Annotated in this window: 11 protein-coding genes and 1 other RNA gene; 9 read left to right on the forward strand and 3 right to left on the reverse strand. The window is 38.5% G+C overall.

What is annotated here, in order from left to right:
* Window positions 1–2578 (forward strand): tetratricopeptide repeat protein (locus NEOC65_RS04250; RefSeq protein ID WP_213155846.1); only part of this gene is annotated, 2578 nt, incomplete at its 5' end.
* 246 nt (window positions 2579–2824) lie between these two features.
* Here NEOC65_RS04250 and NEOC65_RS04255 read toward each other — a convergent pair.
* Window positions 2825–4312, reverse strand: coding sequence for a leucine-rich repeat domain-containing protein (locus NEOC65_RS04255; protein WP_213155848.1), 1488 nt, complete (start codon window positions 4310–4312; stop codon window positions 2825–2827).
* A gap of 217 nt (window positions 4313–4529) precedes the next feature.
* Between NEOC65_RS04255 and NEOC65_RS04260 the strand changes: the two genes are divergently transcribed.
* The 7 genes from NEOC65_RS04260 to folE all read left to right on the forward strand — a co-directional run bounded on the left by NEOC65_RS04260 (window position 4530) and on the right by folE (window position 11452).
* A complete protein-coding gene (locus NEOC65_RS04260) occupies window positions 4530–5030 on the forward strand; it encodes an adenylyltransferase/cytidyltransferase family protein (RefSeq protein ID WP_213151074.1) in 501 nt (166 codons plus the stop codon).
* 11 nt (window positions 5031–5041) lie between these two features.
* Window positions 5042–6220, forward strand: a complete 1179-nt coding sequence (locus NEOC65_RS04265) for a rhomboid family intramembrane serine protease (protein WP_213155850.1) — start codon at window positions 5042–5044, stop codon at window positions 6218–6220.
* A gap of 12 nt (window positions 6221–6232) precedes the next feature.
* Window positions 6233–7144 (forward strand): ribonuclease Z, encoded by a 912-nt coding sequence (locus NEOC65_RS04270; RefSeq protein WP_166154636.1) that lies wholly within the window; start codon window positions 6233–6235, stop codon window positions 7142–7144.
* An 11-nt stretch (window positions 7145–7155) separates the two neighbouring features.
* Window positions 7156–8151 (forward strand): tyrosine recombinase XerC, encoded by a 996-nt coding sequence (locus tag NEOC65_RS04275; RefSeq protein ID WP_166154634.1) that lies wholly within the window; start codon window positions 7156–7158, stop codon window positions 8149–8151.
* Window positions 8152–8402: 251 nt separating this feature from the next.
* Window positions 8403–9998, forward strand: coding sequence for an ATP-binding cassette domain-containing protein (locus tag NEOC65_RS04280; protein ID WP_166154632.1), 1596 nt, complete (start codon window positions 8403–8405; stop codon window positions 9996–9998).
* Between the two features lie 49 nt (window positions 9999–10047).
* Window positions 10048–10767 carry a TrmH family RNA methyltransferase gene (locus NEOC65_RS04285; protein WP_166154630.1) on the forward strand — a complete coding sequence of 240 codons (720 nt, stop codon included), beginning with the start codon at window positions 10048–10050 and terminating at the stop codon, window positions 10765–10767.
* The gene (gene folE / locus NEOC65_RS04290) at window positions 10748–11452 is read left to right on the forward strand and encodes a GTP cyclohydrolase I FolE (protein ID WP_166154628.1); all 705 of its coding nucleotides are present in this window, start codon (window positions 10748–10750) and stop codon (window positions 11450–11452) included. The genes NEOC65_RS04285 and folE overlap by 20 nt, the downstream gene beginning before the upstream one ends.
* Window positions 11453–11765: 313 nt before the next feature.
* Here folE and rnpB read toward each other — a convergent pair.
* Together rnpB and cdsZ are read right to left on the reverse strand one after the other, a co-directional pair.
* Window positions 11766–12130: RNase P RNA component class A (gene rnpB / locus NEOC65_RS04295), an RNA gene on the reverse strand.
* Window positions 12131–12275: 145 nt separating this feature from the next.
* Window positions 12276–13049: a zinc ribbon domain regulatory protein CdsZ gene (gene cdsZ / locus NEOC65_RS04300; protein WP_166154626.1), complete on the reverse strand. Its 774-nt coding sequence runs from the start codon at window positions 13047–13049 to the stop codon at window positions 12276–12278.
* Window positions 13050–13602: 553 nt separating this feature from the next.
* Between cdsZ and NEOC65_RS04305 the strand changes: the two genes are divergently transcribed.
* The gene (locus NEOC65_RS04305) at window positions 13603–15087 is read left to right on the forward strand and encodes a glycine hydroxymethyltransferase (RefSeq protein ID WP_166154624.1); all 1485 of its coding nucleotides are present in this window, start codon (window positions 13603–13605) and stop codon (window positions 15085–15087) included.
* Window positions 15088–15101: the final 14 nt, after the last annotated feature.

Genomic DNA, 15101 nt, shown 5'->3' on the forward strand with positions numbered 1-15101 from the left:
CATGACGCCACGGGGCTTTGCCTTTGATGGAGCAGGAGTAGAAGGAAAAGGCTGCAAAACTCCTTTGGGCAATGGTAAGACATTTGAGCTTATCCAAACCCCTGGACAGATGGCCCAATATGTAGGTAAAGATGAAAAAGGCCGATGGTGGCATGAAAGAGAGCCTCATCTTCCTATGGAGTTGCTAAACTTTACTCATTTGTTAGGTAACAAAGAGCTAACTGAGCAATATAGACAAAATGTTCAGCATCAGCTTACTACTCCTTATCACCAAAATCTTAATATATGCCAATACCTAGCTCAACATCATTTAGTTTATGAAGATATGGAAAATTTTGATCCAGGGATAGGTAACCTAAGCAAACAAGGAATGTTATTTAAAGTTAAAAATGACTTTTATCGGTTTCCTCATTTAGCGTTGGACCGGCTAGCCCTTCTTAAAAAAGTAGAAGCTTCCGACACTTTTGCTAGGATTGATAAACTAAGAGAGTTAGAAATTATAACGAAAAGAGCCAGTGAAAAGCTAAAAGATTGGATGAGCGTAGCATTATTCATGCGTCTTAAGACTTATTCTCATTACCAAGCTCAACAGGAAATGATGAATCCTCTGCTTAAGCCTTTTGGGTTTGAGGATCCAGATCTTATTAAAAAGCAGTTTGCCCTAGATCATAAAGCCTTAAAAAAGATAAAAGAAATCTACCACATCTTCATTCCTTTCTATCAAGTTATTCAAGATTTTTTATCAGGTAATGAAGATATACTTAAATCTTCTGGGTTGGAGGATAACTCACTACAGACGCAAGGAGGTATAGCCTTAAGGCTTTTCCAACATACGAAAGCAGAAAAATACTATCTTTTAGCAGAACAAGAAAATCCACAAAATGCAGAGGTTTTAAATGCTCTTGCCATCATTTACCAAGACCAAGGTAATTTAGACAAAGCGAAAGAGTATAGCAACAAAGCGCTTGCGGTTGACCTTGAGCTTTTTGGTGAATATCATCCCAGGGTGGCACTTCGTTATAATAATCTAGGAACAATTTATCAAGCCCAAGGAAATTTAGAACAGGCTGTTAAGTCTATTGAGAAAGCGCTTATCATTGATCTTAACCTTTTTGGTGAAAATCATCCCATACTGGCAAGAGATTACAATAACTTAGGACAAATCTACAAAGAACAAGGCAATTTAGATAAAGCGAAAGATTATAGTAACAAAGCACTTGCCATTGCCTTTAAGCTTTTTGGTGAAAATCATCCCGAGGTGGCAAATTTTTACAATAATCTGGGATCAATCTACAAAGAACAAGGCAACTTATGCAAAGCAGCACAGTATACTAAAAAAGCGCTTGCCATCGACCTTAACCTATTCGGCGAAACTCATTCCAGAGTGGCAATTTATTACAATAACCTAGGAGCAATCTACCAAAGCCAAGGCAATTTAGGCCAGGCCGTAGAGTTTATTAACAAAGCGCTTGCCATTGCCATTAGGCTTTTTGGTGAATATCATCCTGATGTAGCCATTCGTTATGATAACCTAGGACTCATCTACAAAGAGCAAGGCAATCTAGTCCAGGCGGAAAAGTATATTAACAAAGCGCTTGCTATTAACCTTAAGCTTTCGGGTGAAAATCATTCCGATGCGGCAATTCATTACAATAACCTAGGAAGAATTTATCAAGGCCAAGGCAAGTTAGACCAGGCAATAGAGTTTATTAATAAAGCACTCACCCTCGACCTTAAGCATTATGGAGGAAATCATCCCAGGGTGGCCACTCGTTACAACAACCTAGGGCTCATTTACCAGGAAAAAGGCAATTTTAGTCAGGCAGAAGAGTTTATTAATAAGGCACTCACCATTGATCTTAAGCATTATGGAGAAAAACATCCCAGGGTGGCAATTCGTTACAACAACCTAGGAAGAATCTACCAAAATCAACGCAATTTAAGCCAGGCCGTAGAGTTTATTCACAGAGCGCTCGCTATTAACCTTGAACTTTTTGGTAAATATCATCCCGAGGTGGCAAATTGTTACAACAACCTAAGATTGATCTACCAGCAAGAGGGCAGCTTAGTCCAAGCGGAAGAGCTTATTAACAAAGCACTCGCTATCGACCTTAAACTTTTTGATGAAAATCATCCCAGGGTGGCAAGAGACTACAATAACTTAGCGACAATCTACCAAGGCCAACATAATTTAGACAAAGCGGCTGAATATATCAAGAAAGCACTTGCCATCGATCTTAAGCTTTATGGTGAAAATCATCCCAGGATGGCAATTTATTACAATAACCTAGGAGGAATCTGCCAAGAACAAGGAAATTTAGGCCAGGCGGAAGAGCATATTAACAAAGCACTTGCCATCGATCTTAACCATTTCGGCGAAAATCATCCCAGGGTGGTAATCTATTACAATAACCTAGGACAAATCTACCAAGCTTTGGGAGGAATCTACCAACAGCAAGGCAATTTAGGCCAAGCAAAAAAATATACCAAGAAAGCGCTTGCTATTGCTCTTAAGCTCTTTAATGAAAACCACCCTATAGTGACAATACTAGCCAACAAGCTAACAACAATGTCGTAAGGAGATGCTAAAAAATTTTACGATTAAAAATTTATTTAGCCTAGGATAATATGAAGTTTAATTGATTATTCAACCCCCCTGCTAGAAGAATTTTAAGCAGCAAATAAGCATATGTAAAAAACTTAATTTTTTTTTAAAATTGCAAGCTTGCATAGGCCTGTAGCCACTCCTATCATTAAGCCCTTTTAACATCTACTACAGTGGTTTTTAAATGCTAGCACTAACGGTTATTAAAGAAAGATAAACCTACTCAATTTCTAATTCTAGATAAGGAAAAGTTTTCCTAATTAACTCAATTCCATTTTTGCTAATGGGTGAATGCTTCAAAAGTACTTTTTTTAAGCTTGGGCATCTTTTAATCCCCTCTAAAACTCCCTTTTCAGAAAGAGAGTCACATCTAGAAATGTCTAGAAAATATAGATTTTTACAATGCATCATAATATCAATTAAAGCAGCGTCTATAACCAAGGAACGTGAAAGATTTAAAGCGGATAAATTGGGTAACAACCTACCTAGGTGAAAAAAAGCCTCACCACTGACTTTTTGACAATTGGCAAGGCTTAATTCTATAAGGGAAGGGCAGGCTTGAATAATCATTTTTAAATCATTATCGTTAATTTGTATGCAACGCGAGATGTCAAAAGTCTTTAGTTGTTTGAAATGTTGTAGATGAGGCCATATTCCATAGTTTAAATGTTCATTACTGCTTAAATCTAGTTTTAAAAGATGTGGGCAGGTATTTGCTAAGATATTTAAAGCCTCAGCATTAACCCAGGAGCAACGCGATAAACACAACTCTTGCAATGTGGGTGGAAAATCGGCTAGATGATCTAAGAAAATAGCTGACTCACTCAAATCTAATCCTATTAGCTGGGGGGTATGATTGGTCATCATTTTAAAATAAGGATCAGCAGCCATTTTACCTGAAAAAGTAAGGTGGGTAATAGATGAAGAGAGGGTATTGAATACTTCTAAGGCGATCGACTTGTAATGTAGAAATTCTATTGAAAGACGGTTTAGCGAAGTCACCAGAAAACGCACGCCCCAATCTAGCTGATTGATAAACTCTATGCAGCCACTTTTTAAAAGTGGTAAGGAATGATGATGAGCTTTAATCAATATCTCTAATACGTTATTCCTATCTATGTATCGATGTAAAACCCTTTCGCAGGCTTCCCCGAGGGGTGCAAAGCCTAAAATTTTTAGATCTTTGAGAAGGGCCCAAAGCTCCTCTGGCGACTTTTTCCATACATCTTCCGCTATATTTGTCAGGGCAAACTTTTCAATCACCTCCATCGTTTGAGGAAAAATACCATCAATCTTAAGAATACGTCTTTCTACATAAGAGCACTCTTTCATGATACGTCGTCTAAAATAGTAACTATGATGGCTTAATAGTAAGCTATTAAAAAAATATTCTTGCTCCCCGCTTTTAATCGTTAAATCTAAAGGAATAAAAGCTTTTAGAAATTCCATATGCTGATAAGTAGAAGGTATGACCTGATAAAAGAAATGATAAGGAAGATTGGTATGAATATGGGCATCCGTAAACCATTTAAAAAGGGCTTTCATCGGGCTAAGATAGGATTCAATCCAGTGCTCATCATTGCAAGCAGCGAGGAAAAAAGAGACTAAATCCGCAGAATGCCTAGATAGCTGTTCAATAAACTCTTCTTCTTTTTCGATCTTGCTATATTTCATCAAATGAAGCGGTGTCCCTAACGGCATACGCATATTATCGTCAGCTTTATTTTAAGTTTTGTTTTTCACCCATAACATAAAAAAATTTCTATCTCTACATAAAAATCAGCGTGAAATTAATAAAGACCTTTTTCTTTTAGCAAGCGATAAAAAGGCAAGAGAAAGAATAGACCATAAATCTGCATATTTCCATACCTAGTAATTAGCCGAGCTTGTTAAAATAATCGTTACTTTTGGATAAGGTGCTTATATGTCTAAAACATGGTCTATAGAATGCTTAAAAAAACATATTACCCCTATAAACTTGGCTCAAAAAATTGAAGAGCTACGTGAGCAAGGTCAAAAGATTGCCACGATTAATGGGTCCTTCGATTTGCTACATGCTGGGCATTTGCAAATTTTATTCGAAGCTTCTCAGCAAGCAGATATTCTTATTGCAGCCCTTAATAGTGATCAATCGATCAAGCAATATAAAAGCCCTTGGCGTCCTATCATTCCTTTAGAATTTCGCTTGCAAATGATAAGTGCTCTTAGCTTTATCGATTATGTGACCTGGTTTGAAGAAACTAATCCTATTGAACTGCTTAAAATTATTAAACCGGATGTACATGTCAATGGAGCAGAATATGGAGAAAATTGCCTAGAAGCAGAGATAGTTCGCGCGAGTGGCGGGCGTCTGCACCTCGTGAATTTGATTCCTGGCCTATCTACCTCACAAATATTAAAGAAAATTTCCTCGTTACCATCTTAGGAGATCCGATCATGCGTTTGATAGGAACATTTAAAAATCAAAAGCAAGCACAAAACCTTTCTGCTTTCCTTGGAGGCTACGGCATTAATCATCAACTGGAAATAGAGAAGAATACCGATTGGGGCAGCCAAAATTATGGCGATATGATTTATAAACTGTGGGTCATTGAAGAAGAAGACTTAGAAAAAGCCTTGGAAAAAGTGCAAGCTTTTTTAGATAATCCTCAAGCTGCTATGGCGGCTGCTCCTACCTCAAAAAGTTGGCTAAAAGAGCCTGTGAAAGAAAAAATCAAAGAAGCTCACTTAAAAATGATAGGCCAAAAAAAAGTGCAATATGCTAAACCCAGTGGCTGGGGTAAAATTACTACCACCTTATTAATTCTTTGCTCTCTTCTACTTTTTCTTTCTACCTTCACAGCACCTTCACTTAATCGTATCCCTAATAAACTACCCAGCACCGTGCTATTAAACTCCCCTGTCCATAAAGCTTTGATGTATGATTATCCTTACGCTTACACCATAATGGATAAAATTATTAGTGCTTATGGGATCGAAAGCCTTCAAGATCCTACGGAAATGTCGTTTCAGGAGCAGATCCTCCTTAACACCTTTAATCATACCCCCTACTGGAAAGGACTGTATGCTAAACTGAGCAATCGTTTTTTCACTGCGAATGCTTCCGAAGAGTCTAATCCTCCTTTATTTGAAAAAATTCGTGAAGGGCAAATTTGGCGCTTATTAACCCCTACTTTGCTCCATGATGATATTTTTCATCTATTCTTTAACATGATATGGCTCCTTGTTTTAGGTAAACAAATGGAAGAGCGCCTGCGTTCTAGCCGTTACATTTTATTTATCGTTCTCGCAGGCATATTAACAAATACTCTACAATATTTGATGGGGGGGCCTAATTTTCTGGGATTTTCAGGGGTGCTCTGTGCCATGCTCACCTTTGTCTGGATGCGCCAGAAGAAGGCTGCTTGGGAAGGATATCAATTGCAGGCCTCAACTTTTACATTTATTATGGTATTTATCATTGCGATGTTTGGCATTCAACTGGTATCATTTTTGATGGAAATTTACACCAAATCAGCCTTTTCCCCCGGTATAGCGAATACAGCGCACTTATCAGGAGCTATTGTTGGCCTTCTGCTAGGTAGCCTGGACTTTTTTGCTTATAAAAACCGTTAATTTTTTTAGTTTATGACCGTACGAGATATCATCATTTTAGGCTGCTCAAGTCAGCAACCCACCCGCATGCGCAACCATGGTGCCTATTTAGTACGATGGAATGATGAAGGGCTATTGTTTGATCCAGGGGAAGGCACACAGAGGCAATTTATTTTCGCTAATGTAGCTCCTACAGTGGTGACACGTATCTTTGTCTCCCATTTCCATGGAGATCATTGCTTAGGGCTAGGTTCTGTTTTGATGCGTCTTAATCTCGATAAGGTTACTCATCCTATTCACTGCTATTACCCGGCAAGTGGCAAACGCTTTTTTGATCGTCTGCGCTATGGAACCATTTATCATGAGCTCATCCATGTGGTCGAACATCCCGTCTCTAAAGGGGGGCTAGTTCACGATGATGGTAAATTTCGCATTGAAGCTGTGGAATTGGATCATGGTGTAGAAAACTTAGGGTGGAGAATTACAGAACCTGACACCCGCAAATATGAACGCAATAATCTGCAAACTTTGGGTGTTAAAGGACCTTTAGTGCGTGAACTGGAGCAGAAAGGTTTTCTGGTCTTAGATGGAAAAACGGTGACTTTAGATCAGGTCAGCCATATTAGGAAAGGCGACAGCCTTGCAGTAGTTATCGATACCCGTTACTGTCAAAACGCCATCGATATCGCTCGCCATGCTAAGGTTTTAATCTGTGAAAGCACCTACCTGGAGGAGCATCAGGAACTAGCACGTAAGCATTTTCATCTAACCGCCAAGCAAGCTGCTACTATTGCCAAAGAAGCCGGTGTAAAGCAACTTATACTCACTCATTTTTCCGCACGCTACCAAAACTTAAGGCCTTTTGAAGAAGAAGCTCGAGCCGTCTTCCCCCACACTTATATTGCTGATGATTTATTAACATTTCCTTTTCCTAAAAATCTTTAAGAAAAAAATGTATGTTTATCTCTACGGCCCAAAAGTTTTTAAAGCATCTTAAAACCATCAAAAATGCTTCGGAACATACTGTCCGTAATTATGCCATCGATCTAAATGCCTTTAAAATTTATATTGAAACTCACCATTTACCTCCTAGAGCTTCTCAAGAAATAGCACCTAAAATTCATCATAACATGATAGATAAATATTCTACTGCCTATGATGCCCTTATTCCTCTGTCCATGATCGACCGTAAAACCATTCGGGGATTTTTAGCCACACTTACTCAAGGCGGTATCAATAAAAAGACAATTGTTAGACGGCTTTCCTCAATTCGTGCCTTCTTTAAATATGCTTTTGCCCATAAATTTATAAGCATTAATCCTACGGAAGAGCTAGATACGCCGAAAATAGAAAAAAAGCTTCCCACCTCTCTTTCCTACGATCAAGTTTTAAAAATCTTTGCAGCACCGGACCTCTCTACTTTCTTAGGTTTTCGCGATCGCGTAATTATGGAGCTATTTTACAGCTCTGGATTACGCGTCAGTGAGCTAGCTTCTCTTAATCGTCGCGATTTTGATCATCAAAACTTGCTTGTACGCCTTAAAGGTAAAGGAAAAAAAGAAAGAGTGATTCCCATTACCAAAAATGCTGCTCAATGGATTCAAAAATATCTCGAGCATCCTGAACGCCATACGTGTACGGATGGACATAGAGAACAAGTGGACTCCCAGGCAATCTTTTTGAATAAGTTAGGCACTCGACTTACCACGCGCTCAATCGATCGAACATTTGATAATTATATAAGAAATAGTGGCTTAGCCGGCAAAATTACGCCTCACACGATTCGTCACACAATTGCTACGCATTGGTTAGAGAATGGCATGGACCTAAAAACCATTCAAGTTTTGTTAGGCCATACCTCGTTATCTACCACCACTATTTATACTCAAGTATCACCTAAGCTTAAGAAAAAAGTTTATCATCAATCTCATCCCCGTGCAAAAGCTTCATAAGCTAGAGCACAAAAGCTAATTCTTTTTGCCGCTTTGATGGATAATTTTTCCAAAAAAATTTCTATGGTTAAATTTATTTAACTCTGCCTCATGCAAAAAAATTTAGGTCATTATTTTGTAATAAGGCTTCAACATACTTCTAAAGCAGCGTAAGGGGTTTAAAAGGGGGTAAAGTTAATCCTGAATTTTAGTTGCGAGTTATCTGTATTCTAGGTAATATAATAAGGAAAAAATCTAAAATTTATTATCTTATGCTGACTTTAAATAAAATATCTAAAAGCTTTGGTAGCCGCGTCCTATTTGAAGAAGTTATTATGACTTTTAATGCGGGGAATCGCTATGGCTTAACAGGGCCTAACGGAGCAGGAAAAACTACTTTACTTAAAATCATTATGGGCGTGGAAGAGGCCACAAGTGGAAGCATTACTCTGCCTGACCGAGTAGGGATTCTAAAACAAAATATCGAAGCCTATAGCGATATTAAAGTGGTCGATGTCGTAATCATGGGTAATAAACGCTTGTGGGATGCCTTTAAAGAACGTGACGCTCTTTATGAAGTAGAAATGACAGATGATGTAGGCATGCGTCTGGGGGAAATAGAAGGAATTATCGCCGAAGAAGATGGCTATTCTGCTGAATCTAATGCGGAAATTTTATTAGCAGGTATGGGAATTGCGGAAGAATTTTTTTATCTTAAAATGCATGAGATTCCCTTAGACCATCAATTTAGAGTGCTACTATGTCAAGCTTTATTTGGAGATCCTCAAGCCTTGCTGCTGGATGAACCTACTAACCACCTCGATTTAGAGTCTATTGGGTGGCTGGAGAACTTTTTGCACGGTTATAAAGGCGTGCTTATTGTGATCAGCCATGATCGCCATTTCTTGAATTCGGTGACTACCCATATAGCGGATATCGATTATGAGACTATCATCCTTTATCCTGGCAACTATGATGATATGATTGCAGCTAAAAGTGCAGTACGCGATCGGGCGGAAGCAGATGCTAAATCTAAAGAAAAAAAGATTGCTCAACTGCGCGAATTTGTGTCTAAATTTGGCGCCGGAACACGTGCAAGCCAAGTGCAGTCACGCCAACGGGAAATTTCTCGTTTACAGCCTCAAGAGCTAAAGAAAACAAATATTCAACGTCCTTACATCCGTTTTATACCCACAGAAAAGCAGCCAGGTAAAATTGTATTGAAAGTAGACAATATACAAAAAGCTTATGATGGACCGGCGGTTGTTACCAATTTTTCTTTAGAAATTGCTAGGGAAGATAAAATTGGTATTATCGGTAATAATGGCCGCGGAAAGACGACTCTGATTAGAATGCTAGCACAAGCTTTATCTCCTGATAAAGGAAATATAGAACATGGCCATCAAGTACAGATCTGTTATTTTCCACAAAATCATATGGAAGCTGTAGACAAAAACGTTAAGCAAACAGCGTTTGAATGGCTTAAAGAAAGACGCCCTGGTATCTATGATCAAGATATCCGTAGTGTAATGGGCAAAATGCTATTTGGTGGAGACGATGCTTTTAAGCCGGTAGCTAGTCTTTCTGGTGGTGAGACAGCACGCCTGATTATCGCGGGTATGATGTTAGCCGAGCATAACGTTCTTTTGCTGGATGAGCCTAATAATCATCTCGACCTAGAGGCTGTCTCTGCGTTAGCATGGGGATTAAATGAGTATAAAGGCACAGTAGTAGTCGTCAGTCATGATCGTGATCTGATCTCTCAAGTAGCTAACAAAATTATTGCTTTTGAAGAAAATGGTATCCAAGTATTTGACGGAAATTTAGATGAATATTTAGCTGTCAAAGCAGAGAAACAAAAAGCTTAAGATTCGTCAAGGCCAAATGTTTACTAAAAGAAAGTTCTTATCATTTTCTATGGAAAAACAACATAAAAAATGTGCAGAGCTTTTATTAGCCATTTACAAAAGCAAAATTGCCTTCCAACCTATAGAGGAGATGTTAACTCATTATCATGAGCTACAAGGATGGATGCAGGCGGAAGATAAACTCTCCTCGGATGCTAAAGAGATCGCCAATCGTTATCATTACCATCTTAAGTTATCTAATCGAAAAGTTCGAGAGCATCATTTATTGCCATCTATCCGGCGAGGAGATCGAGCGCAAGGAGAGAAAATATGGCCCATCTCTATCTATTTAGACTCTTTAAGATCAGCTCATAACGTAGGGAGTATTATTCGAACCACCGAAGCTTTTGCTTTAGGAGCTATCTATTTCTCTGAGCATACTCCCTATATAAACAATCAACAGGTGCAAAATGCTTCTATGGGAACCTTTCAATGGATAGAGTGCCACCCTAGCTGTAAAGCAACTGATTTGCCTCGTCCCTTGATTGTGATGGAGACAAGCCCACAAGCTATATCTTTATATGACTTTGTTTTTCCTGAAACCTTTACCTTAGCCTTAGGCAATGAAGAATATGGTTGCTCAGATGAAGTTTTAAAGATAGCTGACCACCTTATTGAAATCCCCCTGAGAGGCCGTAAGAATTCATTAAATGTGGCAAATGCCTTTGCCATAACTGCTAGCGAAATTTATAGGCAAAAGAAGGAAGATCATGGCCAAAAAAGCACCTAAAAAACAACTTCCCCTACAAGCAAACGCACCCTTACACATCCGCACCTGCTATCCATCTCCTATTTTAGAAAGCATAGATGATAAGACGGATGAGGAAAAAATTAAACTGATCGCTGAAAAGTACACCGAGATTCTACAAATACTAGGGCTCGATTTATCCGATGATTCCCTGCAAGATACTCCAAGCCGTATTGCTCGTATGTATGTTAAGGAGATCTTTTCTGGGCTTAAAGATGATAACTTTCCTGAGGTGAGTTTTTTTGAGAACAAATATGAACCTTCTAAAAGGGAAGATGCTAATATTATCCTAGTAAAAGTTAATTTTACTAGCTTTTGTGAACACCACTTTGTTCCTATGCGCGGCTATGCGTATGTCGCTTACATCCCTCATAAAAAATTGATCGGCTTATCAAAAATCCCCCGCATCGTGCGTTTTTTTGCTAAGCGACCTCAAGTGCAAGAAAGATTAGCTGCGCAAATCGTAGATTCGCTTGCTCATCTACTTGATACTGAGAATGTAGCTATTTCGATTATTGCAGAACACTACTGTGTCATTGCTCGCGGCATTGAAAATGAACATAGCCACACGGTCACTAATATTCTGCGAGGTAACTTTCAAAATAATGAGGTAGTGCGCCGGGAATTTTTTGAAAGCATTAGGATGTATAATAATACGCCTGTGTAAGGCAGGGATAATAGCATTAACTATCTTGCTATTTTATCCAAAGGATAAACTTAAAAACCCATCCTAGCTAGAGGTAAAAAACTTTTCGAGGGGCTTTTTTGCTCGCCATGCAAAAATTCACCCCCATGAATGCACTAAAAAGTATTCACCCTATGCTTTTGATAGGCCTTTAGGTAAGAAAAGCAGCTCAGGAAAATCTAATTTGCTTTTTAAGCAACTCTTTATGTAATCGTATACCTAATAAAAAGCTTGCCTTAAGGAGAGAGCCAGCTTGAAAAAAGTTAATTTCTTGAATGGATAAGAAGAAAAATAAAAGTCTGGGAAGATTTTAAGCCGGATTCTGTCTCACGGCCTTGTGACCGTTGGGCAATCATTCATCTAGGCACATTATCACTAACATGCTCAAGCGACCCTTATAAAGCATAGCGGAGAACTATAAAGCTTTAATTCGGTCTTGCTTCGGATAGGGTTTGTCATCTCTTGAGTCTCCTCAAGTAGAGCTTCCTCTTAAAGTTAGCATTTCACCCTGTCTATTTAACTAGAAGTTAAACAGCGGTATATTTTCTGTTACACTTTCCGTAGCCTTACGGCCCCCAGCTTTTCGCTGGTATCCTCTCCTATGAAGTCCAGACTTTCCTCCCTTACTTAAAAAGTAAGAGCGATTGCCTCTCTTCCCAGACATGCTTTTATTCACTTGAGCTTTTATTCACTTGAAGTGATTATAGGTAGATATTTCCTAAAGGACAAGTAAACTTAAAGGCTTAACTGTAGGATTTACTTAAAAAATTAAGGCTTTAATAGTAAGTAAACGCTTAGATTAAACTTAACTTTTTATTTTTGTAGAACGGCGACGACGCGTCTTTGTAGCCACACTTGTACCTTCAAGTGCTTCGCTTTCTTGCCAATAATGAATACGTGCGCAATGCTCACAGAAGACTAAACGCTCACCTTTTCGTACTAGGTTTTCATCTTGAGCTGTTAACATAATGTGGCATCCACTACAGCAACGGTTTTCAATAGGAACAACCACGCGGTCTTTTTTATTGCGCAGTAATCTCTCGTAGATGCGAAATGTTTCGGGATCAGCCTTAAGGACAAGCTCATCACGTTTTTGCTTGAGTTGTCTTCCCTCAGCATTAATTTCACGAATACTTTCCATAATTTCAGCTTCAAGAGCTTTACTACTTTCGCTAGTTGCTTCAAGGCTTTGAGTAAGATTTTTCAGATGGTCTTCTTCTATAGCTAGCTTGTCATAAAGGTCACTTAATCGCAATTCTTTAGCTATACGTTCTCGATCTACTGCCGACATCTCTTGGCTTAAAGCATTAAACTCTTCTACCTTTTTTACATGATTTTGTTGCGCTTCCAGCTTCTTTAGCTTAGCGACAATGTCATGATGCTCACCTTCCACAAGACGTATATGCTTTTTTAATTCTGCAATTTCCGATTCTTTTACAAGAGATTGGTGTTGCAAGTCCGATTTAACAGAATTAATATTATGCAATTCATCTTGGCGCTCTTTTTTGAGCCTCATTAATTGAATAAGCTGCATATCAAATTCTTGTATTTCTAAAATTATGTTAAGAGCTTCTTGCATGCTTTTTCCTACGCGTTGTAAAGGTGGCCTTAATCAGGTCTTTGCTATTTTGCTATAAAGCATAGTTCCTTCCAGGATAATTCTCAAGAAAAAAGTCTGAAAAAGTTTATTTCTGAATGAACCCATCTTGTAAAGAAAGCCAGCTAGAAGAAATGCAAAAGTTAAAAGAATTTTTATAGAAAAACAAAAAAAAGCTTTACTTAATCGATATAAATTATTTTTTACACCCTCTCCTTCTCTCAATCAGCTTAAAATGACTCAAATGGCTTAATTTTTTAAAATTTTCTCAATTGTTTTTCTTTTCTTATTCCCTCTTAACTTTCAGCTTCCTTGATAAAAAAACCTCAATTCAAACTCAAAGGTTTTATATTTAGATATTTATCTATTATTAAATTTTGCATTTTTTTTAATTTAGTCCATAAACTTGGTTATCTTCTTCAATCGATAAAAATCCTTCTTTTATATTTCTTAACCTTAAAAGTAATCTCATTTACAAATTTGCATATTTAAGATAAATTGGTTCCTCTTATGATCCTTAATGAGGAGCTTGCGTATGACATTATTAGACAATTATTTTGCAAAAAGTGCCCCCAGCGAACGTAATAAAGCTACTATCGCCTACTTAGCAGCTTTAGATTATATTGAAACAGCAGCCCCTCAAATCAGTGCGAGCATCTTGCAAGAACTTAAAGATCAGCGCTCATATCTTAAGCTTATTGCTTCAGAAAATTTTTCTTCCCTAGCTGTTCAACTTGCTATGGGAAATCTTCTGACAGATAAGTATGCCGAAGGATTTGCCCATCATCGTTTTTATGCAGGCTGCGAAAACGTCGATACAGTTGAAGAAATAGCCATCAAAGAGCTTAAGTCTATTTTTGGCTGCGAAGAAGCTTATGTCCAGCCTCACTCTGGAGCAGATGCTAATTTGGTTGCTTTTTGGTCTATTCTTGTGCAACGTGTGCAAAATCCTGCCATTGAAAAGCTAGGTAAAAAAAATCTCGATGAATTAGCTCCCCACGAATATGAAAATATTCGTCAACTAATGCTTAATCAAAAAGTCATGGGAATGTCTTTAAACTCTGGAGGGCATTTAACACACGGCTACCGGCATAATATATCGAGTAAAATGATGAAAGCTGTTCTTTATGATGTGGATCCCTCTACTGAGCTTTTAGATTACTCACAGCTTGCAAACATGGCTAAACAAGAGAAACCTACTATTCTTTTAGCAGGTTATTCAGCTTATCCTCGCAGAATTAACTTTGCTAAAATGCGTGAAATAGCAGATAGCGTGGGGGCTGTGTTAATGGTCGATATGGCTCATTTTGCCGGATTAGTGGCGGGGAAAGTATTCACTGGTGAGTTTAATCCTATTCCTTATGCCCATATTGTCACGTCTACCACCCACAAAACCCTGCGCGGACCACGTGGCGGCATTATCCTATGCACTAAAGAATATATCGACATTGTCAATAAAGGATGCCCCCTTGTCCTGGGAGGTCCTTTGCCCCATGTGATAGCTGCAAAAGCTATTGCTTTCAAAGAGGCTAATAGCAAGGCATTCTGCGATTATGCACAAAAAATTGTGGATAACATGCAAGCCCTTGCTGCTCAATTTCGCAAAAGAGGGATTCGATTAGTGACAGGAGGAACAGAAAATCATTTGCTAATTTTAGACTTAACTCAATATGGGTTGACGGGCAGGCACGCTGAGACGGCATTACGCCAAGCTATGTTGACTGTCAATCGTAATGCCATACCTTTTGACAAAAATGGACCCTGGTACACTTCTGGCGTCCGCATGGGAGCAGCAGCAGTCACAACGTTAGGATTAGGTGTTGAGGAAATGGCTGAAATTGCAGATATCTCTGCTGATATCCTTACTCATACTACCCCAATTATAAATAATAAAACCGGGCAACCCAGTAAAGCACAAGCAATCGTAGAGCCTGCAATTTTAGAAAGATCCCGCAGCCGTGTAGCAGAACTTTTGCAGCACTATCCTCTTTATCCTGAAATCATTGTAAATGATGCTTGATTTTGCAAGCTAAA

Source organism: Neochlamydia sp. AcF65, assembly GCF_018342435.1.
In the GTDB taxonomy this organism is placed as follows: domain Bacteria; phylum Chlamydiota; class Chlamydiia; order Chlamydiales; family Parachlamydiaceae; genus Neochlamydia.